This is a genomic window from Mesorhizobium sp. WSM4983 (assembly GCF_029625765.1).
In the GTDB taxonomy this organism is placed as follows: domain Bacteria; phylum Pseudomonadota; class Alphaproteobacteria; order Rhizobiales; family Rhizobiaceae; genus Mesorhizobium.
Window position 1 is genome coordinate 1,308,060 of record NZ_JARTVM010000001.1, and the last position, 19,693, is coordinate 1,327,752.

The following is a 19,693-nucleotide window of genomic DNA, read 5'->3' on the forward strand; positions in this document are numbered from 1 at the left end:
ATTCCCCGCTCAGTGCGCGGCGATCGCGCCGAAGATGATACCGGAGACGATGCTGACCAAAAGGTAGTCGTTGCCGACGCGAATCCACTCCTGGCCGGGGCCGGGACGGCGCAGCCCATAACGGTGCCAGTCGCGAACCGCCTGATGGCGCTTCCAGCTGGAATACTTCTGCCCATTGCGCCAATGGCTGCGCTTCACCACGACCTTCTTCTTCACGACGCGCTTCTCGACATGCCGGCCCGGCTTCTGCCAGTCGACCTGTGTGTAGGTCGATTGCGTCTCGCTCGGCTGAACGAGCGGCGCCGCCTGGCCCGAAAAGGCCGAAGCGGTCAGCATCGCGGCGGTCACGGTGGAAAGTATGAGACGCTTCATGGTCGGTGCTCCTTGGTTGTCGATAGGCAAGGAGATATTCCGGCTGGCATGAACCGAAACTGAACACCTTGGTTACAATTCCGTAATGATTTCCGTTGGTTACGCAAGCAGCTTCACCAATTTACAGAAACCGGTTCAAGCCCAGGCTTCGCGTCGACGCGACATTTGCCGCCTGTCCGACCGCGATCTGCAACCAAAGCACCTTCTATCCATTTCCGACACACGCCGTCGTGTGCCGAATGTCGGCCGAATCGGGTAAAATTTATTATCCGGCTAATGTAAACTGCTTTAGTCTCGACCTTCGAAATGCTTGCGATTCGCACCTTTTTCCGCTTCCTGGCCGCCTCGTTGCGAGGCTCGGCATGAGCGGATCCGTTGTCCTTCTGCACCTTGCCGGCGCAGTGGCGCTGATGCTGTTCGCCACCCGCATGGTAAAAACCGGTGTCGAGCGCGCCTATGGCGATGTGCTGCGTCACAGGCTGCGCGCCACCATGCGCAAGCCGCTGATGGCGGTGCTGGCCGGCTGTGGCCTCGCGATCGCGCTGCAGAGTTCAACCGCCGTCACGCTGCTGGTCGGCTCCTTCGCCGGCGCCGGCATCGTGTCGGGCGCCGCCGGGCAGCTTGCCGTGCGCGGCGCCGAGATCGGCTCGGCCTTGGTCGCGAAGCTTCTTACCTTTGATCTGTCGCTCGTGGTGCCGTTGTGCCTGGTCGCAGGAACCATCATGTTCATGGCCACCGAGCGCCGCGATTGGCGTCAGACCGGCCGCATCCTTGTCGGCATCGGCCTTCTGATCCTGTCGCTGGAGATGATCGGCCAAGCTTCCGAGCCGTTGCGCGACAGCCAGCTCATGCCGGTCATCATCGACTACTTCTCCGGCGATGCGATCAGCTCCTACCTGCTGGCGGCACTGATCACCTGGCTGTTCCAGTCGAGCATCGCGGCGGTCCTGCTCATGGCCACGCTCGCCGGCCGGGGTTTGATCACTCCGGAGCTCGGCGTCGTCCTGATCCTGGGCGTCAATCTCGGTTCCTCGATCATCGCGCCGATGCTCACCCGCTCGGCAGCGGCGGAAGTCCGCATCGTGCCGATCGGCAATCTTCTGATGCGCGGGCTTGGCTCGCTCGTGATGCTGATCCTGTTCATGATTTTCAGGCCGCACTTCTCCTTCCTCGGCACGACGGCCTCCGGCCAGATCGTCAACGCCCACATCCTGTTCAACGTGATCATCCTGCTTGCCGGGCTGCCACTCGCCGGCCTCGTCTATCGCGCTTCGGAGAAGATCGTGGCGCTCGGCACTAAGCCCGAACCGACGGCAGCGCTCGACGTGGTCGAACTGTCGGCGCTGAACGAGAGCGCGCTCGACACGCCAAGCCAGGCCCTGGCCAACGCCACGCGCGAGGTGGTACGGGTCTGCGAGACGGTCGAGATCATGCTGAAGCGGATCATCGAGCTCTATGAAAGCGCCGACGCCGGCAAGATCAAGGCGCTGGCCGCGCTCGACGACCGGGTCGACCAGAAGCACGCCGCGATCAAGCTCTATCTGGCCAAGGTCACCAAGAACCCCCTGAGTGAGGACGAGGCGCTGCGCTGCCAGGAACTGATCGGCGCCTGCGTCAAGCTGGAGCAGGTCGGCGACATCATCGTGCGCAACATGCTTGTGCATGTCAGGAAGAAGCTGGAGCGCGGGCTGGAATTCACGCCCGAGGGCTGGCGCGAGCTTTGCGCTTTCCATGCCTCGGTTCTGGCCAATGCGCGGCTTGCCTTCAACGTGCTGGTCTCGCGCGACCCGGAAACCGCCCGCCAGTTGGTGCTCGAGAAGGACCTGCTGCGCGAGCGCGAGAAAGAGACCAGCGCCAGCCACTTCGTGCGGCTGCGCGACGGGACCGCGAAAAGCGTCGAGACCAGTTCGATCCATCTCGACACCATCCGCGACCTCAAGCAGATCAATTCGCTGCTCGCCTCCATGGCCTACCCGGTGCTGGAGGAGCGCGGGCTGCTCGGCGGCTCGCGGCTGAAGGCGAGCTAGCATCGACCGACCGGCCCGCACAAAATTAGCCTTTGCTGATCCTCGCCGTCGGCTAGGTGACGGTGAGATTGACAGACGGCTCGGACTGGGCGTCCTCACGGCACGAAGAGGGCCTTGTGCTCATTTAGGCGGGACCACTGCCCAACCCGGTCAAGAAAACCTAAAGCGGCATCGACAATTTCTGCATTGCCCGCAGCGTCCATCCATGGTTTGAGGCCAGCTCATTCAGGATCGCTGTCCGCGCCATGCTGCCCCTCATTGCCCTGTTCATTGCCGCCTTCGCTTTCGGCACGACTGAGTTCGTCATCGCCGGCGTGCTGCCGGAGGTAGCGCAGGGTCTGGGTGTTTCCGTGCCCACCGCCGGCTATCTCGTCTCCGGCTATGCCTGCGGCATCGCCATTGGTGGTCCGCTCCTGGCGCTCGCAACCAGCAGGGTCTCGCGAAAGTCGCTGCTCATCGCCCTGACCATTGCCTTCACTCTTGGCCAGACCACATGCGCGCTGGCGCCCGATTTCACCTCGATGCTTCTCCTGCGCATTGCCACTGCAGTGGCGCATGGCTGCTATTTCGGCGTCGCCATGGTGGTCGCGGTCGGCCTGGTGCGCGAGGACCAGCGTGGCCGGGCGGTCGCGGTCATCCTCTCTGGATTGACCGTCTCCAATGTTATCGGCGTTCCGGCCGGCACCGCGATCGGCGGTCTCTGGGGCTGGCGGGCGACCTTCTGGGTGATGTGCGCGCTGGGCGTCATCGCGATCGTTGCCATGCTTGCGCTGCTGCCCCGCACGGCAGGCGCCGCCAACCGGCCCGCCGGCCTCGCGCGCGAGGTGCGCGTGTTGGGGCGCCAGCAGGTCTGGACCTCGCTCATCCTGATGCTGATGTTGATGATCGGCCAGTTCGGCCTCTTCACCTACATCACGCCGACGCTGCTCGAAGTCACCGGCCTCCACGAAAGCCTGATCCCGTTTGTGCTGCTGCTCAACGGCGTCGGCGCGACGATCGGCGTTCTCTTGGGCGGCAAGCTTGCCGACTGGAAGCTGATGCCGTCGCTGATCGCCATGCTTTTCCTGCAGGCGGTAATGCTTGGCGTCATCTATGCGGTCAGTCCCTACCCGGTGCCGATGATCGTCGCGATAGTCATATGGGGCGGCCTCAACTTCGCCATCGGCGCGCCGATCCAGACCCGGATCCTGGCCTGGACGGCAGACGCCTCGAACCTTGCCTCGTCGCTGATTCCCTCGGGCTTCAATGTCGGCATCGCGCTCGCCGCTTCGCTGGGCGCTGCGATGCTCAATGCCGGTCTTGGCTATCGCAGCCTGCCGGTCGCCGGCGCGTTTGCCATGCTGGTGGCCCTGGCGGTCGCGCTTGCCTCGCAGGCTTGGGAATGGCGCAGCCGGGCGACGCCGCCGTTGCCGGCTGCGGCGGAATAGAGCCTTGGCGTGCCGCTCTGCCGCCTCAGACCTGAGGACGCAAGGAGCCAGAGCCGCCCGACAGGATCGACTTCAAACCGTGAAGCCCCTCCTCCAGCCTTTCGTGGCTGGATGCGGCACCCAACGCCAGCCGCAAGCCATCAGCGGCACTGGGCACGACGGAGAACTCTTCCGCCGGGCTGAGGGCCAATCCGCGACGGCGTGCGATCTCGGCGATATCCGATGAACGCAATCGCGCATCCAGCGGATACCAAAGATGCAGGCTTGATTCCGTCGAGGCGAAACCGGCCGGCAGGATCTTGCGCGCGATCGTCTGCCTGGCCTCTGCTTCGGCACGCACCGCGGCGGTGATCTCGCCGGCCAGGCCGCTTCGCACCCACTCGCAGGCGAGCCCCGTCATCAGCGGCGGCGCCATCATGGTGGTGCCCCGGATTGTCGCCGCGATCCGCTCGACGGATTTCGCGTCAGGCGCCGCCAGGAACGCCGTGCGCAGAAATGGCGAGATGCATTTCGCCAATGTAGCCAGGTGGAATGTCCGGTCCGGCGCCAGGCTGAGGAAGGCTGGCGGTGAAGCGGTCTGCAGGGGACTGTAGGGATCGTCCTCGACGATCACCAGGCCAAGCCTGCCCGCCATCCGAGCCAGATCCCGGCGCCGGCCCTCCGGCATGGTGAGCGTGGTCGGATTGTGAAGTGTCGGGTTGAGATAGAGGACGCGGGCGCCATATCGTCGCGCCGCTTCCTCCAGATGGTCGGGGCGCATGCCGTCATCGTCGCGTCCCGCCCCAGCCAGCTTTCGCCCCGTGGCCTGCGCCAGCGCGATCAGGCCGGGATAGGTCAGCGTATCGGTGAGGATCGTATCGCCCTCACGGGTTTGCGACAGAAGGACGGCGGCGAGCAGCGCCTGCGCCCCCGAACCAAGAGCCACGCGCTCGACAGGCAACCTGCCGCCGGCTGCGGCAAGCCAATACGAGCCGGCGGCGCGTTCCGCGGGAGAACCCGGGCCGGGATGGTAGGAAAGCAGTGCTTCGGCGCTGAAACGTTTGAGCAGTCCCTCGATGCCGCTCCGGATCAATGCCGGCAGGCTCAGGCCCGAAGGCGCCGGCGGAATGTTCATGCTCAGATCGAGGATCGGCTCTTCCGGCTCGCCGGGCGTGATGAAGGTGCCGCGACCGGCCGTTGCATCGATCAGGTTCCTGCGGCGGGCTTCGGTGAACGCCCGGGTGACCGTGGTCAGATCCACGCCAAGGAAGCGGGCAAGCTCTCGCTGCGGCGGCAGCCTGTCCCCCGGTTGCAGCCGCCCGATCGAGCGGGCAGCCGCAAGCGCCTCGACGATCTTGAGATAGAGCGGCCGTGAGTCTTCCGCCAAGGGAGAAAGCCAGCTGAGGTCCCCTTCACTGTTCATGCCACCGGCATCCATACATTTTGTCGCATTGTATGCATACAATAATCATATTAGTATGTATGCGTGACCTCAAGGCCGATCGAATGCATGCGAGGTCCTGGAGTGATGACCATGCACGACGCGCACTATCCCCACCTCGAGCCCTGGCGGGTCGGCATCCGCGGGCGATGCCCGCGTTGCGGAGAGGGCCGGCTGTTCGACGGATTTCTGAAGCTGGCGCCGAAATGCGAAGTCTGCGGGCTCGACTATTCTTTTGCCGATCCGGCCGACGGACCCGCCTTCTTCGTCATCTGCTTTGCCTGCGTGCCCTCCGTCCTGTTCGCCGTCTGGGCGCAGGTGACGTTCGAGCCATCCATGTGGTTCCACGCCTTCGTTTCGGTGCCGATCATCCTTGCGACCTGCATTCCGCCGCTCAGGCCGCTGAAAGGCTGGCTTGTCGCGAGCCAGTTCTACTACAAGGCCGCAGAAGGAAGACTGGCCAGGCCCGGCGAATAAGGTTCTCAAGTTCGCTTGCCTTGAGACCTAAAGGTCGATCCGGTACTTGAGGCTCTCCGCGCCACCATAGGCGGCGACTTTGGCGAACCGCCCGACGAGAATGCCGCCATTGGCGAGCACCACCTTCTGGGATGCAAGATTGTCGAGATCGGTGGTGATCTCGACATAGTCGAGACCGACCGCCCTTGCCTCGTGAAGCATCAGCCGCAGCGCTTCGGTGGCATAGCCGCGCCCCTTCTTCCATGGCATCACGGCATAGCCGATGTGGCCGAGCAGGTGCGGCGGCAGCGCCGACGTGCCCTTCTGCCAGCGAAGCCCGATCGAGCCGGCGGCCTCGCCGTCCCAGATCCAGCGCCGGAAGCCCGGCAGGCGTGGCACCATTGTGCCGTCCGGCAGCGCGATCGGCGGCCCCTTGGCTTCGGGATCGTCAAGGCCGGCAAGGAATGCCGCCGGATCCTGTTCGATCGCCTCAAGCTGCTCGCGCGTAGCCTCCAGCAGCCGCACATTGTCCGGCGACCAGCCGCGCTCCAGCGCCGCCTTGTAGGATGGCAGATGCTCGAGCGCCGGTTTGACGATTTCGACCATGAAGCCGTGTCCTTTGCGAGATCGGAGGCATAGCCCCGGTCAGGATCGCCCTCAAGCTGACTGAAAGCGGATTTCGCCCTTGTTGAGGAAGCACATCTTGTCGAAGAGCGATAAATCGAGTGGGTTCGGCAGCCGGACATCGTCAAGGTCGGGAAACGGCTTCCTGGACGCATCGTATGACCGGTCGACCTGAGAGATGAAGACCAGCACCAGCCCGCGTTCCCGGGCAAACGATCTCAAGGCGCGTATCTGGACCATGAGCTCGGGATCCTCGCGCTTCTGGTCGAGCAGTTGCAGATAGTCGATCACCGCCAGCGTGCCGCGCGGCGCCGACCCCAACGCCTCGATGATGTAGGTGGCGCTGATGGCGTCGGAATTGTCGAACTCGAACAGATGGTCGAAAACGGCAGGGTCGACGCCGATGTCGCGGAACCGGTCGAGGATGTCGGCATGCATGTATTCCAGGGTGAAGAATACGGCGCGACTGCCCTGCTTCATGGCCGCCACGGCGAGTTCGAGGCTCATCAGCGTCTTGCCCTGACCCGGCCGGGCCGCCACGAGGACCATGTCGCCGGGTATCAGTTGCGCCAGCAGCCTCCCGGCGGGTGCGGCCTCGGCGGCTTTCGCCGCAAGCAGGCTCCAGCTGCCAAAGCCTTCCTTGAAGGCCATGCGGTCAAGCGCCTCATGAAGGGGAACATTTTCCTTGCGCGACAGCAACCTCGCCTGGCGCTTCAGATGATAGACGGGTGCGGAAAGCCGCATCGAAAAACCTCCTATTGCGAGCAGTCTTCGCAATCCCTCCTTATGCCGATGCTCGAACAGTCGGTTTAGCGATCGAATGCCCTGCATGAACAATGCTTTCCCAACGGAGGGAGGAGGCGTGGGCGCGCCGGAATCAGATAGTAGCCAACTTCTTGCCTGTCGAAAATCGCAGATGCGCCAGCTTCGGCAGAGCGCACTAGACAAGAAGTGTTTCGCCCATCGGCGCTATGCTCTTATGATTGGCGCAGGTGATTCACCACAAGCGATACCAGTTCGAGGGGGGATTAATCCGGTGCGGTTGATATCTGTTCCGCTTGGTGCCGCCGTCCTCTTCGTCATCGCCGCTCTGATGGCATCGGTCGGCTCGTTCGCGGCGTTGCGCCCATCGAACATTCCGGACTGGCTGCAGCGTCATGTCGGCGACAACGAAGGTCAGATCTCGCAGGTCGTGCTGGAGCGGGCGCGCGCCCTCTACCAGAAGAAGGTCAGTGAAGGTTCGGTCAGCAACCCCTGCTACTTCGCCATGGATGCAACGCGGCCCGGCGACCTGGGCAACAGTGTGCTTGGCCAACGCTACTATATCATCTGCGAGGCCAAGCAGCTCTTTCGAGCGGTTTCTTCGGGCCATGGCGGCGGCCGCAATCTCAAAGGCGTTGCCGATTTCTCCAATGGCAGGCGTTGCGCGAAAAACTTCGGCAACGCGATGGATTCGGAGCTGACGGCAGGCGGAGCCTACATGACCGCCGAGACCAAGACGTCCTTCAAGGGCTATTATCGCGTCGGTGCGCAGAACGCGGTGTTCATGCGTACCTTCATCCAGTTCGATGGCGAAGGCGAAGCGGCGAACGCCAGGCAGCGCGTGATCGGCGGCCATCCGGCAGCCTTGCTCAGGGGCATGTGCCTCCGGAAAGATCCGAACAGCTCCTACGCCGACCATGACGGCTTCGTCCCATTCGGCAAGCTGGTGAATTATGCCGGCGGCCGCAGCAATGGCTGCACCAGCTGGTCGCCGGCCGATGCCGAGCAGATCATCCCGTTGGTGAAGAACAACCCGACGACGCTCTATATCTATCCTGAATCGCGCGACATCGCCGCTGTGGCGCGCGCAAAGGCCGCCGGCCAAGCGCTGTCGGCTGCGGGCGTCTATTGGAACGCTTCCTGCCTGAAGGAAATCGGCTCTCCGAAGTTCTGGCCGAAGAAGACCCTCGAGCCGATCATCGCGCAGTACAAGAAAGACCATCCGGCGCCGCCGCCGCAGCCGGTGCCGATCTGCAAGAACTGAGCCGGTCTTCTACTGGAGCAGCCCCTTGATGATGGCGCTCGCCTTGGCGAAATCCATCTGGCCGGCATATTTCTGCTTCAGCGCGCCGATCACCTTGCCCATGTCCTTCTGGCTGGCGGCACCCGTCGCCGCGATCGCCTCGCGCGCCGCCGCCGTGATCGCCACATCGTCGAGCTGTGCCGGCAGGAACTCGCGGATGATCTCCATCTCGCCGCGCTCCTGCGCCGCCAGTTCCGGCCGCTTGCCGTCCTCGAAGGCTTTGGCCGATTCCTCGCGCTGCTTCACCATCTTGGAAAGGATCTGCAGGATCTCTTCCTCGCTCGCCGCCGGCTTGCCCGCGCCGCGATTGGCGATGTCGCGGTCGTGGATGGCGGCCTGGATCAGCCTGAGCGTCGGCAGCCGATGCTTGTCCTGCGCCTTCATCGCGCTCTTCATGGATTCGGCGATTTTCTCGCGCATGATGCTTCTCCTTCGATCGCGGCGGACAATAGCTTCGCCGGACGCTCAAGGCAAATCCAGGCAAACCGTTGATTTTGCTCGGCGAAATAAAACGATTCCGCTCGGAGGAAGCGTCATTGACCGCTTTGCCGCCATCCCCTATGTACTGAGCCTCGCATGAACTGAAACTTTGGTTGCGCGCAGGCTCGCTAGTTCGCCGCCGCGCGTCGTTTGCTGTGCGGGTCGTCCCTCCAACGGAATGGTCCGGAAGCAGCCTCTAGGAGTGCCGCCATGGCCACGACCGCCCCCTGGACCACCGAAAAGCCGACCGCCCTTCTGGTGCTCGCCGACGGCACGGTGATCGAAGGCCGCGGCCTCGGCGCCACGGGATCGGCGGTCGCCGAAGTCTGCTTCAACACCGCCCTGACCGGCTACGAAGAGATCCTTACCGACCCCTCCTATGCCGGCCAGATCGTCACCTTCACCTTCCCGCATATCGGCAATGTCGGCACCAACAGCGAGGATATCGAGGATTTGCATCCAGCTGCCCGCGCGGGTGCTGTCGGCGCGATTTTCAGGGCCAATGTCACCGACCCCTCCAACTACCGGGCGGCCGGGCATCTCGACCAATGGTTGAAGAGGCGCGGCATCGTCGCGCTTTCGGGAATCGACACTCGCGCTCTCACCGTGCTGATCCGCGAGAAAGGCATGCCCAACGCCGTGATCGCCCATGCACCGGATGGCGTTTTCGACCTCGACGACCTGAAGCGGCGCGCCGCCGCCTGGTCGGGCCTTATCGGGCTGGACCTCGCCAAGGAGGTCACCTCGGGCCAATCCTCGGTCTGGCGCGAGACGCCTTGGGCCTGGAACAAAGGCTTCGGCGAGCAGGACGAGTCGTCGCTGCATGTCGTGGCCATCGATTATGGCGTCAAGCGAAACATACTGCGCCTGCTTGCGGGCCTCGGCGCCAAGGTCACCGTCGTGCCGGCAAAAACCGGCGCGGAAGAGATCCTGGCCATGCAGCCGGACGGCATCTTCCTGTCCAACGGTCCCGGCGACCCGGAAGCGACGGGCAAATATGCCGTGCCGGTCATCCAGGACCTGCTGAAAAGCGATCTCCCGGTGTTCGGCATCTGCCTCGGCCACCAGATGCTGGCGCTGGCGCTCGGCGGCAAGACCGAGAAGATGCATCAGGGCCATCACGGCGCCAACCATCCGGTGAAGGACCACACAACCGGCAAGGTCGAGATCGTCTCGATGAACCATGGCTTCGCCGTCGACGCCGACTCGCTGCCCGAAGGCGTCGAGGAAACCCACGTCTCGCTGTTCGACGGCTCGAATTGCGGCATCGCGCTGACCGGCCGGCCGGTGTTCTCGGTCCAGCACCATCCCGAGGCCTCGCCCGGGCCGCAGGATTCGCACTATCTCTTCCGCCGCTTCGTCAATCTCATTCGCGAGCGGCGCGGCGCGCCGGCCCTGGCCGAGCGCGCCTAGCTCAAGCGCAACCCACTCCAAGGCGTATTGAGATTCGGGCCAGGCCGGGCCGGAGTCGAAGACGGGCGCGAAGCGACCAAACTGGCCGGGTTCAGAGAACCGGAGCGGATCGTATTTTTGGTCGTGCGCACTGGAAGCGCAGGAAACAGTCATTTACAGGCCAGCACCACCTGAATATCAACACGCCTTAAGCCGCGTCGGTCACCGCTTCCTGCGCCTGCATGCGCTCGACCTCCTTCGGTGTCGGCTTGGCGACCTTCGTCACGAAGACGATCACCGCCAATGTGAGGAAAACCGCGCCGAGCACATAGGGCGCGCCGCCGAACTCAATCGGCGCGCTCGGGCCGGTGAACCAGGAAAAGATCGCCGTATAAAGCAGCGGCGTGATGATCGAGGTGATCGAGAAGATCGAGGTCATCGCGCCCTGCAATTCGCCTTGCGCCGAAGGCGGCACCTTGGCCGCCGCAAGGCTCCTCAATGGCGGGTCGGCGAGTGCTTCCAGGCAGCCGGCGACGATCACCGCGTAGATCATCCAGCCCTGCGTCGCAAACGCGTAGCCAAAGGCGCTGAGCGCGGTGAAGGTCAGGCCGATCGCGGCGGTCCTCCACTCGCCGAGCTTCGGGATGACGCGCGGCAGCACCGTCGCCATGACGATCGCGCCGCAAAGGCCGAAGGCGCCGAGCGAGAAGCCGATCTGCTGCTCATTCCAGCCATAACGGTAGCTTGAAACGAAAGACCAGACCGCCGGATACATCATGTGGCCGAGCGTCATCAGGAAAAAGACCAGTCCGATCCAGCCAATGCCGGGATAGTTGCGCATCTGGATCAGCGTGCCGACCGGATTGGCGCGTTTCCATTCGAAGCGGCGACGATGCTGCTCGTCCAGCGTCTCCGGCAGCAAGAACATCGCGATGAGGAAGTTCACGAAGGCGAGCCCGGCGGCGAAGTAGAACGGCACGCGCGGCCCGAACGTGCCGAGCAGTCCGCCGAGCACCGGGCCGATGACGAAGCCGACGCCGAAGGCAATGCCGAGCAGGCCGAAATTCTTGGCCCTGTTCTCGTCGTTCGAGATGTCGGCGATGAAGGCCGACGTCGTCGAATAGCTGGCGCCGGAAATGCCGGCGAGCACGCGTCCGATGAACAGCATCGGATAGGACCAGGCGATGGCGCAGATCAGATTGTCGATGGAGAAGGTGAGCACCGAGGCAAGCAGGATCGGCCGCCGCCCGAAACGGTCGCTCAAGCCGCCGATGACAGGCGCGAAGAAGAATTGCATCGCCGCATAGACGAAGAACAGCCAGCCGCCCTCGATAGCCGCCTCGCTTACGCCGGCGCCGGTCAGCTCCTGCAGATAGGCCGGCAGCACCGGCATGATGATGCCGAAGCCGATGACGTCGAGCAGCAGCGTCGTGAAAACGAGCGCAAGGCCCCGCTTGGCGGTCTTGGGGTCGATCATGGTGACAAGCTCCTCGGCCGCCTTGGACGGGAGGCTCTTATAGGCGAGCCAGCCGGCCGGAACAATAAGCGAACGACCGCAACTGCCTCATCCTGACATCAGTTCCCGGCAGCCCGCCGCGGTGCCGCAGCCCTGCGTCGCTGTTCAGACCGGATTGTTGAATGTATCGCAGTCCGAAAGCTTGCCGCTCTTGTAGCCGCGCGCCAGCCAGGTCTGCCGCTGCGCCGACGTGCCGTGGTTGAAGCTTTCCGGAACCACATAGCCCTGCATTTTTTTCTGCAGCGTGTCGTCGCCGATCTGCTTGGCGGCATTCAGCGCGCTTTCCATGTCGCCCTGCTCCAGAATGCCCTTCTGCGCGGTATAGTGCGCCCAGACACCGGCGAAGCAGTCGGCCTGAAGCTCGACCCGGACCGACATCTGATTGGCCTCGGCCTCGCCCATGCCCTGCCGCATCTGGTTGAATTTCGACATGATGCCGGTGAGGTTCTGCACGTGATGGCCGACCTCATGCGCGATCACGTAGGCGCGAGCGAATTCACCCGAGGCGCCGAACTGCTGGTCGAGCTGCTGGAAGAAGGTCATGTCGAGATAGACCTTGTGATCGCCCGGGCAATAGAACGGTCCCGCCGCCGAAGAGGCAAAGCCGCAAGCCGACCGGATCTGGCTGCTGAACAGCACCAGCTTTGGGTCCTCGTAGGTAAGGCCATTGGCTTTGAAGATACCGCTCCATGTGTCCTCGGTCTCGGCGAGCACGGTCGCCACGAACTGTTTCATCTCGTCCGAGGCGGGCGCGCCGCTGTCCGGCGAACTGCTGTCTTCGGTAATCTGGCCGCCGCCGCCCGGCACAAGGCCACCACCTTCACCCAGGATCTGCGATGGATCGAAGCCGAAATACCATCCGGCGAGAACCACCAGAATGACGAAGATGATGCTGCCGCCGCCGCCCGCTCGCCCCCCGATCGGAACGCGGAACTGCCGCGGACCGCCACCGCCGAACCCGCCGCTGTCGCTGCGCTCGTCCTCGATATTGTCGCTCTGACGGCGGCCTCTCCAAAGCATGGCAACTTCCTCGCAATGCAGATGTTCTGGAAGGTCCGGCCTATGACCGCCCCCTTCAGACAATTATCGCAACGGTCACGCCGAGTCACAGCATTTTTGCTGACCAAAAGACCGCGCGTCCGGCTCCAGATGGGATGAAATCAGAGCTTTTGCTTCGAGCCGGTTTCGGCCTCGGTCTTGCGCTCGTCACGAGCCGCCGCGTGTCTCAACCCTTTGGCCGCTGGCTTGCCCTTCGTGGTCGGTGCCTGTTCAACGCCCGTCGCTTCCTCCGTTCCACGCGATCATCGCGCAACGTCAGGAGCAACGTGCGTACCGTTCGGCGGTTCCAGCGACTCGTCGGTCCAGAAGTTTAACGCTGGCGGGGCTCAGCGTGTCGTCATCGCCCTGCGAAATGCATCCAGCGTCTCGGCGCTGACATGGTGCTCGATGCCCTCGGCATCGATCCGTGCCGTCTCGGCGCTGACACCGAGCGAGCGCAGGAAGGCTTCGACAGTCTCGTGACGGATGCGGCTCTCCTGCGCCACCTTGCGACCGGCGTCCGTGAGAAACACCCCGCGATAGGGTTTCCTGGACACCAGCCCGTCGGCGCAGAGCCTTGTCAGCATTTTTGCCACGGTGGGTTGCGCGACGCCAAGCCTGGCCGCGATATCGACCTGACGGGCCTCGTTTCCGTCCTCGATCAGATCGGCGATCAGCTCGACATAGTCCTCGACAAGCGCGCTGCGACGCGCTTCGCGGGTCTGACGGAACCCTTCCGAATGGATTTCGGCATCAGGAAGCGGCTTTTCGCGTCGAACTGGTCTGTTCCTCAGCGCCAATACGCGCTCCTTCATGGCTGAATCGGCTCCGCACTCATAGCACGGACCGTGGTGCCCTGGCCGTTTATTTGCATTCCCGGGTCGGCGCAACCCGGCGTTTGCTGCTGCACGCGGCGCCCTATCGGCGTGCATCACAAGAGCTTGAACAATGAAGTATAGCCTGTTGCATAATGTTCAGCCTTAGCATACATAGTGGCGATCCTCGATACCCTTCCAGCGGACCCCCCGATGTCAGAAGCAGTGTCCCGTCCCTCGTGGCAATTTGCCCGCTCCGATGAGACTGAGCAGCCCAGTCTGCGCGAGGTCAATGCCTCGATCAGGGTGCCCGACACCGGTCTCTGGTTCCGCCGCCTGTTCGCCTTCATGGGTCCCGGCTATATGGTCTCGGTCGGCTATATGGACCCGGGCAACTGGGCGACAGACCTCGCCGGCGGCGCCCAGTTCGGCTACAGGCTGCTTTTCATCATCATGCTGTCGAACCTGATGGCGATCCTGTTGCAGGCACTGGCCGCCCGCCTCGGCATCGCCACCGGCCGCGACCTCGCGCAGGCCTGTCGCGCCTATTATCCGCGTCCGGTAAATTTCCTGCTCTGGATCGCCTGCGAACTGGCGATCATCGCCTGCGACCTCGCCGAGGTGATCGGCACGGCGATTGCGCTGCAGCTCCTGTTCGGCATCCCGCTGATCGGCGGCGCCGTCCTCACCGCGCTGGACGCCTTCCTTGTGCTGCTGCTCATGAACAGGGGCTTCCGTTATCTCGAGGCGTTCGTCGTCGCGCTCCTGATCATCATCTTTGGCTGCTTCGCCATCCAGATCTTCGTCGCCGCCCCGCCCGCAGGCACAATCCTGCATTCGATGTTCGTGCCGTCGTCCCAGATCGTCACCAACCCGACGATGCTCTACATCGCCATCGGCATCATCGGCGCCACCGTGATGCCGCACAATCTCTACCTGCACTCCTCGATCGTGCAGACCCGCGCCTATGAGCGCACCGATGCCGGCAAGCGCGACGCCATCAAATGGGCGACCACGGACTCGACCATCGCGCTGATCCTGGCGCTGTTTGTCAACGCGTCCATCCTGATCGTCGCGGCAGTGGCCTTCCACGGCACCGGGCACCAGGATGTCGCCGAGATCGGTCAGGCTTTCGAATTGCTGTCGCCGCTGTTGGGCTTGAGCATTGCCTCGATCCTGTTCGCGGTCGCGCTGCTCGCCTCCGGGCTCAACTCGACGGTCACCGCCACGCTTGCCGGCCAGATCGTGATGGAAGGCTTCCTGCGTCTGCGCATTCCGCAATGGGCGCGCCGCCTGCTGACGCGCGGCCTTGCCATCGTCCCCGTCGTGATCGTCACCGCGCTCTACGGCGAAAAGGGCACGGCCCAGCTCCTGGTCTTCAGCCAGGTCATCCTGTCGATGCAGTTGCCCTTCGCCGTTGTGCCGCTGGTGCAGTTCGTCTCGGATAAGAAGAAGATGGGCAGTTTCGTCATCTCGCGCGGCGTCGCCGCACTCGCCTGGGTAGTCGCGGCGATCATCCTGGTGCTCAACTTCAAGCTGCTCTTCGACACTTTTGCCGGCTGAGTTCGGGCCGCGACATCCCGGCCGGCCGCGCTATCTTCTGAAAGCATGACCGTTTCGGACGACGCCCGAAAATTCTACGCCAAACTGATGGCCGCGCATGCGCGCTCCGCCGATCCCCGCATCGAGGAGGCGTTCGCCTCCGTGCCGCGCGAGGCCTTTCTCGGCCCTGGACCTTGGACAGTCTTTGCCGGCGACGGAGCGTTCAAAACCCCGACTGCCGATCCAAGCTACATCTACCAGAACGTGCTGGTGGTGCTCGATGCCGACAAGGGCATCAACAACGGCGAACCGGTTCTGCACGCCATGTGGATCGGCAAGGTCGAACCGAAACCCGGCGAAGCCGTCACCCATATCGGCGCCGGTACCGGCTACTATACCGCGCTGCTGGCAAGGCTGGTCGAGCCCGGTGGCAGCGTCACCGCCTTCGAGATCGAAGCGGATCTCGCCGCGCAAGCCAAGGTGAACCTCGCGGCCTATGGCAATGTCGAGGTCGTTGCCGGCGACGCTGTCGCCGGCCCGCTGCCGCCCTCCGACATCATCTATGTCAATGCTGCCGTCATTGCCCCGCCCCCTGCGTGGCTGAGGGCGCTCAGGCCCGGCGGCCGGCTGATCTTCCCCTGGCGGCCGGCGCAGCGTATCGGCCTCGCCGTGCTGGTCACCCGCATGCAGGCGGGGTTCGCCTGCCGGCCCTTCATGGGTTCCTGGTTCATCCCTTGCGTCGGCGCCTCCCTCGCCGGCCCGGAGGCAAGAGTGCCAACCCGCGAACGCGCCAGCCGCACGCGCTCGATCTGGCTGACCGAAGACAAGGCGCCCGATCGAACCGCCACCGCCGTGTTCGGCGATGTCTGGTTCTCGTCCCGCGCCATGCGCGCGGACAGCGAACGATAGAAATCTGCGGAAGCCTGTGTCGGAACGCAGGCTTGTCGCCCGTCCTTAGGACGAAATCCGGCCGCGACGGCGCGGATCACGAAAAGGGAGAAGACAGATGCGCAAGATCATCGCCGCCACATTCGTCAGCCTCGACGGCGTCATGCAGGCGCCAGGCGGCCCGGAAGAGGACCCGGTCGGCGGCTTTCAATTCGGCGGCTGGACCTTCCATTACTTTGACGAGGTGGCGGGCGAGGCAATGGACGAATTGTTCTCCAAGCCCTTCGCCCTGCTGCTCGGTCGCAGAACCTATGACATCTTCGCCGCGTACTGGCCGTATCAGAAAGATCCGATCGCAGATGCCTTCAACCCGGCGACCAAATATGTCGCGACGCATCGGCCGGATAGCCTGACCTGGCAGAACACGCAGCCGCTTGGACCAGACGTCGTTGCCAGGCTCAGGCAGCTCAAGCAGGAAGACGGACCCGATCTGCTCATCCAGGGTTCGGGCAATCTGATCCAGACGCTGCTCGCCAATGGGCTGATCGACGAGATCCGGTTGATGATCTTCCCGCTGTTGCTGGGCAAGGGAAAGCGCCTGTTCGGCGATGACGCGATGCCCGCCGCCTTCAAGCTCATCAAGTCGCAAACCACCAGCACGGGTGTCATCATGGCGACCTATGAACGTGGCGGCGACGTCAAGACCGGATCTTTTGCGACAGAGCAGCCTTCCGAAGCCGAGCTCGAACGGCGCAAGAACTGGAAGTAGCGCCAAGGTTCGTCGCCCCCAAAGCGGGGGCGAGGAACGAAAAGTGTCGCTCACGCTGCCCGGCGATGCCGCGCCAGACCCTCGCGGATATGAGTGGCGAATGCCTCTGCCGTCCGCGTCACTGCATGCTTCGGCAGGTGCAGGTTGACGGAAAAATTCGGCAGCGCCGGTAAGTCGGCGTCGGACAGGATGTCGAGGTCGGCCGGAACCGTCGAGGCGAGCCAGGTGGTCACCGCAAGGTCCGACCGTACCGTTGCGGTCGTTGCGTCGATGTTGCCGTTCTCGAACACGGTGCGCCAATCGAGCCCGTGCGTGCCGAGCGCCGCCAGCACCGCGGGACGGAAGGCGCAGCTATCCGCGACCATGGAGACCGGCAAAGGCCGCTTCAAGCGCGCCGAGCCGCCTCTGGCACCGACCCAGACCAGCCGGTCGACCAGTAGGCACTCGCCGGCCGTCGGACCGGCCCGCTCCTCGATGACGGCAAGGTCGATCGTCCCTGCCGCCAGCGCCGCCGCGAGTTCCGGCGAAGAGGCGCAGACCAGCGAAATCTCCACCTGCGGATAGGCTTCAGCGTAGGTTTTCAAAACAGGTTGCAGCAATGTGCCGACAAGATCGTAGGGCACGCCGATCCGCACCCCGCCGGCGACCGCCTTGCCGCTTATCTCCGCCAGGATCTCGTCATTGAGCCGCAAGAGACGCCGGCCCTTGTCGAGCAGCCGTTCGCCCGAACGCGTCAGTCTCAAGCCGCGGCGGTCGCGCTCGAACAACATCTGGCCAAGGATCTCCTCCAGCCGCTTGATCTGCTGGCTGACGGCGCCCTGGGTCAGATTGAGGGCGTTGGCCGCGGCCGTCATGCTGGCTTTGTCGGCCGTCGTCACGAAGGTGCGGACAAGTGTGGTGTCGAGATCGCGGAACATCGCTGCATTATAATCACTAATGCAGACCATATCCAACATTGCATTTACTGATAGCGCCCAGCGCCTAACATGCAGGCTCCTTCCACCGTGGAGGCTTTGGATGTCCGAAACCATCATCCCCCTTGTCCTGTTCGCGTTGATCTCGACCTCGACGCCCGGCATCGCCACGACGCTGTCGACGGCATCCGGGGCGCAGTTCGGCTTTCGCCGATCGGTGCCGCTGATGGCCGGCAGCGCCGCGGGACTGGCGTCAGTAGCGGCGGCGGGTGCTGCCGGCCTGGCCGGGCTGATCGCCGCCGTCCCCTCGCTCCAGCTTGCGATGAAGATCGCCGGCTCGCTCTATCTGATCTGGCTGGCGATCAGGATCGGCCGCAGCGGCCCGCCCAAGCTCCACGTGAGCATGGCTAGGCCGAACAGCTTCTTCGGCGGCGCCGGGATTCAGTGGATGAATCCCAAGGGTTGGGCAATGGGCCTGGGTGCGGCCGCTTCCTTCGCGGCGCTTGCCGACGGCCCCTTGCAGTTGGCATTGCTGCTCGGCGCCGTGTTCGGCCTTGCCGCGGCCGTCTCGCTGTCGCTCTGGTGCGTAGCCGGCACGCTGCTGGCACGTTTGCTCCGAACCGAGCGGCAATGGCGCGCGCTCAACATCGTGCTTGGCCTGCTGCTGGCCGCCTCCATCCTGCAGATGTGGCGGCCAGCCTGAGGCCGGCAAGTCCTTCAGGTTTGCGAAGTCTATTCCGCCGGCATGGCGACCGGGCGGGCGAGCGCGCGACCCGCGAGCACCACACCCAACCCGACGATCGGGAATACAGCCGCGACCAGACCGAGATCGGCCGGCGCGCCGAAGCGCAGCACCGCGCCCCCGACCACCGCGCCAAGGGCGACGCCGAAATAGAGCGCCGAGGCGTTGAGCGAGAGCACGATCGGGGCGGCATCGGGCGCTATTTTGATGATCCGGCTCGCCTGGGCCGGCGGGAAGGCCCAGCCGACGATGCCCCACGGCACCATCATGCCCATCAGCGCCGGCCCGGCGATCGAATGCGGCAGGAAGGTCGGGATCAGCGAGAGGGTAACGAGCATCGCTGCGCTCAGCCCCAGCGACCAGCAAACCGTGCGCGCCGCGCCGAAACGGTCCGCCGCCTGGCCGCCGGCGATGTTGCCGATGACGGCGCCAACACCGAATGCGAGCAGCATGCCGGGAAGCGCCAACGGACTGAGGCCGCCGCCCTCGATCGCCAGAGGCGCGATGAAGGCAAAGACGGTGAAGGCGCCGACCAGCGCCAGCACGGTCGTGACCAGGATCGGCAACACGCCGGGACGGACGGCCGCCGCGAGCCGCGCCTTGAGCGGCAGCCTGGTGCCGACAATGCCGCGCGGCAGCCGCCACCACAGGATCGCCCCGGCAAGCGCGCCGAGGCCGGCAATGGCGAAGAAGGTGCCGCGCCAGCCGGCAATCGCCGCCACCAGCGCGCCGAGCGGCGCGCCGACCGCGACCGCCACCGTGGTGCCGCCGACCACGACCGCGATGGCGCGGGCCCTGTGATGGTCGTCGACCAGCGCCACGGCGGTGCCTTGCGCGGTTGCCGCGAACAGGCCGGACGATAGCGCCATGACGATGCGTGCTAGGAGCAGCAATTCGAATGACGAGCTTAGCGCCGCGACAATATTGCCGATGACGAAGAACACCAGCGTCCACAGGATGACGCGCCGCCGGTCCCACTCGCCGGTCAGCGTCGCCAGGATCGGCGCGCCGATCGCATAGGCGAGCGCGAAAGCGGTGATCAGCGAGCCGGCGAGCGGAACGGAGATGCCGGCATCCGCGGCGATATCGGGAAGAAGGCTGGAGATGACGAAGCCTTCGGTCGAGATCGCAAACGATCCGAGCGCAAGCCAGAAGATCCGCTTGTCCATGGGATATGTCCTTGGTTCAAAAGTTATTGAACAATTG

General features: G+C 64.2%; 19 protein-coding genes. 9 read left to right on the plus strand and 10 right to left on the minus strand.

The genetic code is table 11. The annotated features are described in order from the left end of the window. Positions 1 to 9: 9 nt before the first annotated feature. Positions 10 to 372, minus strand: coding sequence for an RcnB family protein (locus tag P9254_RS06425; RefSeq protein ID WP_066994606.1), 363 nt, complete (start codon positions 370 to 372; stop codon positions 10 to 12). Positions 373 to 734: 362 nt separating this feature from the next. Between P9254_RS06425 and P9254_RS06430 the strand changes: the two genes are divergently transcribed. Beyond that, on the plus strand, positions 735 to 2,399 hold the full coding sequence (locus P9254_RS06430; protein ID WP_067326785.1) for a Na/Pi cotransporter family protein: 1,665 nt from the start codon (positions 735 to 737) through the stop codon (positions 2,397 to 2,399). 245 nt (positions 2,400 to 2,644) lie between these two features. Further along, complete coding sequence (locus P9254_RS06435) at positions 2,645 to 3,826, plus strand: MFS transporter (protein WP_067326781.1); 1,182 nt, start codon at positions 2,645 to 2,647, stop codon at positions 3,824 to 3,826. Between the two features lie 25 nt (positions 3,827 to 3,851). On the opposite strand, the gene P9254_RS06440 is transcribed toward P9254_RS06435, so the two are convergent. Continuing rightward, positions 3,852 to 5,228, minus strand: a complete 1,377-nt coding sequence (locus P9254_RS06440) for an aminotransferase-like domain-containing protein (protein ID WP_278054460.1) — start codon at positions 5,226 to 5,228, stop codon at positions 3,852 to 3,854. A gap of 111 nt (positions 5,229 to 5,339) precedes the next feature. Between P9254_RS06440 and P9254_RS06445 the strand changes: the two genes are divergently transcribed. After that, complete coding sequence (locus P9254_RS06445; RefSeq protein ID WP_164746753.1) at positions 5,340 to 5,723, plus strand: DUF983 domain-containing protein; 384 nt, start codon at positions 5,340 to 5,342, stop codon at positions 5,721 to 5,723. 27 nt (positions 5,724 to 5,750) lie between these two features. Here P9254_RS06445 and P9254_RS06450 read toward each other — a convergent pair whose 3' ends face one another. Then, positions 5,751 to 6,308: a GNAT family N-acetyltransferase gene (locus tag P9254_RS06450; RefSeq protein ID WP_278054463.1), complete on the minus strand. Its 558-nt coding sequence runs from the start codon at positions 6,306 to 6,308 to the stop codon at positions 5,751 to 5,753. A 51-nt stretch (positions 6,309 to 6,359) separates the two neighbouring features. Further along, positions 6,360 to 7,070: a DNA helicase gene (locus tag P9254_RS06455; protein WP_067326775.1), complete on the minus strand. Its 711-nt coding sequence runs from the start codon at positions 7,068 to 7,070 to the stop codon at positions 6,360 to 6,362. 292 nt (positions 7,071 to 7,362) lie between these two features. Here P9254_RS06455 and P9254_RS06460 point away from each other — a divergent pair, with 292 nt between their 5' ends. After that, complete coding sequence (locus P9254_RS06460) at positions 7,363 to 8,352, plus strand: hypothetical protein (protein WP_442920296.1); 990 nt, start codon at positions 7,363 to 7,365, stop codon at positions 8,350 to 8,352. Between the two features lie 9 nt (positions 8,353 to 8,361). On the opposite strand, the gene P9254_RS06465 is transcribed toward P9254_RS06460, so the two are convergent. Next, positions 8,362 to 8,811 (minus strand): GatB/YqeY domain-containing protein, encoded by a 450-nt coding sequence (locus P9254_RS06465; RefSeq protein ID WP_095779703.1) that lies wholly within the window; start codon positions 8,809 to 8,811, stop codon positions 8,362 to 8,364. 270 nt (positions 8,812 to 9,081) lie between these two features. Between P9254_RS06465 and carA the strand changes: the two genes are divergently transcribed. Further along, positions 9,082 to 10,284, plus strand: coding sequence for a glutamine-hydrolyzing carbamoyl-phosphate synthase small subunit (gene carA, locus P9254_RS06470; RefSeq protein ID WP_278087267.1), 1,203 nt, complete (start codon positions 9,082 to 9,084; stop codon positions 10,282 to 10,284). Between the two features lie 187 nt (positions 10,285 to 10,471). Here the strand turns inward: carA and P9254_RS06475 are convergent, their stop codons facing one another. The 3 genes from P9254_RS06475 to mntR form a co-directional block, all read right to left on the minus strand. After that, the gene (locus P9254_RS06475; RefSeq protein WP_278054470.1) at positions 10,472 to 11,740 is read right to left on the minus strand and encodes a TCR/Tet family MFS transporter; all 1,269 of its coding nucleotides are present in this window, start codon (positions 11,738 to 11,740) and stop codon (positions 10,472 to 10,474) included. Between the two features lie 144 nt (positions 11,741 to 11,884). Continuing rightward, on the minus strand, positions 11,885 to 12,799 hold the full coding sequence (gene ypfJ, locus P9254_RS06480; RefSeq protein ID WP_278054471.1) for a KPN_02809 family neutral zinc metallopeptidase: 915 nt from the start codon (positions 12,797 to 12,799) through the stop codon (positions 11,885 to 11,887). Between the two features lie 365 nt (positions 12,800 to 13,164). Then, the gene (mntR, locus tag P9254_RS06485) at positions 13,165 to 13,617 is read right to left on the minus strand and encodes a manganese-binding transcriptional regulator MntR (RefSeq protein WP_066994948.1); all 453 of its coding nucleotides are present in this window, start codon (positions 13,615 to 13,617) and stop codon (positions 13,165 to 13,167) included. A gap of 228 nt (positions 13,618 to 13,845) precedes the next feature. Between mntR and P9254_RS06490 the strand changes: the two genes are divergently transcribed. From P9254_RS06490 to P9254_RS06500, 3 genes are all read left to right on the plus strand, one after another. Beyond that, complete coding sequence (locus tag P9254_RS06490; protein ID WP_278054473.1) at positions 13,846 to 15,195, plus strand: Nramp family divalent metal transporter; 1,350 nt, start codon at positions 13,846 to 13,848, stop codon at positions 15,193 to 15,195. Positions 15,196 to 15,240: 45 nt separating this feature from the next. Then, positions 15,241 to 16,083 carry a protein-L-isoaspartate O-methyltransferase family protein gene (locus P9254_RS06495; protein WP_278054474.1) on the plus strand — a complete coding sequence of 281 codons (843 nt, stop codon included), beginning with the start codon at positions 15,241 to 15,243 and terminating at the stop codon, positions 16,081 to 16,083. Between the two features lie 97 nt (positions 16,084 to 16,180). Continuing rightward, positions 16,181 to 16,831: a dihydrofolate reductase family protein gene (locus tag P9254_RS06500; RefSeq protein WP_095779708.1), complete on the plus strand. Its 651-nt coding sequence runs from the start codon at positions 16,181 to 16,183 to the stop codon at positions 16,829 to 16,831. 50 nt (positions 16,832 to 16,881) lie between these two features. Here P9254_RS06500 and P9254_RS06505 read toward each other — a convergent pair whose 3' ends face one another. Beyond that, positions 16,882 to 17,748 carry a LysR family transcriptional regulator gene (locus P9254_RS06505; protein ID WP_127245936.1) on the minus strand — a complete coding sequence of 289 codons (867 nt, stop codon included), beginning with the start codon at positions 17,746 to 17,748 and terminating at the stop codon, positions 16,882 to 16,884. Positions 17,749 to 17,848: 100 nt separating this feature from the next. On the opposite strand from P9254_RS06505, the gene P9254_RS06510 reads away from it, so the two are divergent. Further along, positions 17,849 to 18,448: a LysE family translocator gene (locus P9254_RS06510; RefSeq protein WP_278054476.1), complete on the plus strand. Its 600-nt coding sequence runs from the start codon at positions 17,849 to 17,851 to the stop codon at positions 18,446 to 18,448. A gap of 29 nt (positions 18,449 to 18,477) precedes the next feature. On the opposite strand, the gene P9254_RS06515 is transcribed toward P9254_RS06510, so the two are convergent. Then, positions 18,478 to 19,656 (minus strand): MFS transporter, encoded by a 1,179-nt coding sequence (locus P9254_RS06515; protein WP_127241367.1) that lies wholly within the window; start codon positions 19,654 to 19,656, stop codon positions 18,478 to 18,480. Positions 19,657 to 19,693 lie beyond the last annotated feature (37 nt).

What these genes read in the sequence shown, in the direction of transcription:
- carA (WP_278087267.1), top strand. Translation starts at nt 9,082, where the DNA reads ATGGCCACGACCGCCCCCTGGACCACCGAAAAGCCGACCGCCCTTCTG.
- P9254_RS06490 (WP_278054473.1), top strand. Translation starts at nt 13,846, where the DNA reads ATGTCAGAAGCAGTGTCCCGTCCCTCGTGGCAATTTGCCCGCTCCGAT.
- P9254_RS06505 (WP_127245936.1), bottom strand. Translation starts at nt 17,748, where the DNA reads ATGTTCCGCGATCTCGACACCACACTTGTCCGCACCTTCGTGACGACG.
- P9254_RS06465 (WP_095779703.1), bottom strand. Translation starts at nt 8,811, where the DNA reads ATGCGCGAGAAAATCGCCGAATCCATGAAGAGCGCGATGAAGGCGCAG.
- P9254_RS06425 (WP_066994606.1), bottom strand. Translation starts at nt 372, where the DNA reads ATGAAGCGTCTCATACTTTCCACCGTGACCGCCGCGATGCTGACCGCT.
- P9254_RS06450 (WP_278054463.1), bottom strand. Translation starts at nt 6,308, where the DNA reads ATGGTCGAAATCGTCAAACCGGCGCTCGAGCATCTGCCATCCTACAAG.
- P9254_RS06455 (WP_067326775.1), bottom strand. Translation starts at nt 7,070, where the DNA reads ATGCGGCTTTCCGCACCCGTCTATCATCTGAAGCGCCAGGCGAGGTTG.
- P9254_RS06495 (WP_278054474.1), top strand. Translation starts at nt 15,241, where the DNA reads ATGACCGTTTCGGACGACGCCCGAAAATTCTACGCCAAACTGATGGCC.
- ypfJ (WP_278054471.1), bottom strand. Translation starts at nt 12,799, where the DNA reads ATGCTTTGGAGAGGCCGCCGTCAGAGCGACAATATCGAGGACGAGCGC.
- P9254_RS06440 (WP_278054460.1), bottom strand. Translation starts at nt 5,228, where the DNA reads ATGAACAGTGAAGGGGACCTCAGCTGGCTTTCTCCCTTGGCGGAAGAC.
- P9254_RS06475 (WP_278054470.1), bottom strand. Translation starts at nt 11,740, where the DNA reads ATGATCGACCCCAAGACCGCCAAGCGGGGCCTTGCGCTCGTTTTCACG.
- P9254_RS06435 (WP_067326781.1), top strand. Translation starts at nt 2,645, where the DNA reads ATGCTGCCCCTCATTGCCCTGTTCATTGCCGCCTTCGCTTTCGGCACG.
- P9254_RS06500 (WP_095779708.1), top strand. Translation starts at nt 16,181, where the DNA reads ATGCGCAAGATCATCGCCGCCACATTCGTCAGCCTCGACGGCGTCATG.
- P9254_RS06430 (WP_067326785.1), top strand. Translation starts at nt 735, where the DNA reads ATGAGCGGATCCGTTGTCCTTCTGCACCTTGCCGGCGCAGTGGCGCTG.
- P9254_RS06515 (WP_127241367.1), bottom strand. Translation starts at nt 19,656, where the DNA reads ATGGACAAGCGGATCTTCTGGCTTGCGCTCGGATCGTTTGCGATCTCG.
- P9254_RS06510 (WP_278054476.1), top strand. Translation starts at nt 17,849, where the DNA reads ATGTCCGAAACCATCATCCCCCTTGTCCTGTTCGCGTTGATCTCGACC.
- P9254_RS06445 (WP_164746753.1), top strand. Translation starts at nt 5,340, where the DNA reads ATGCACGACGCGCACTATCCCCACCTCGAGCCCTGGCGGGTCGGCATC.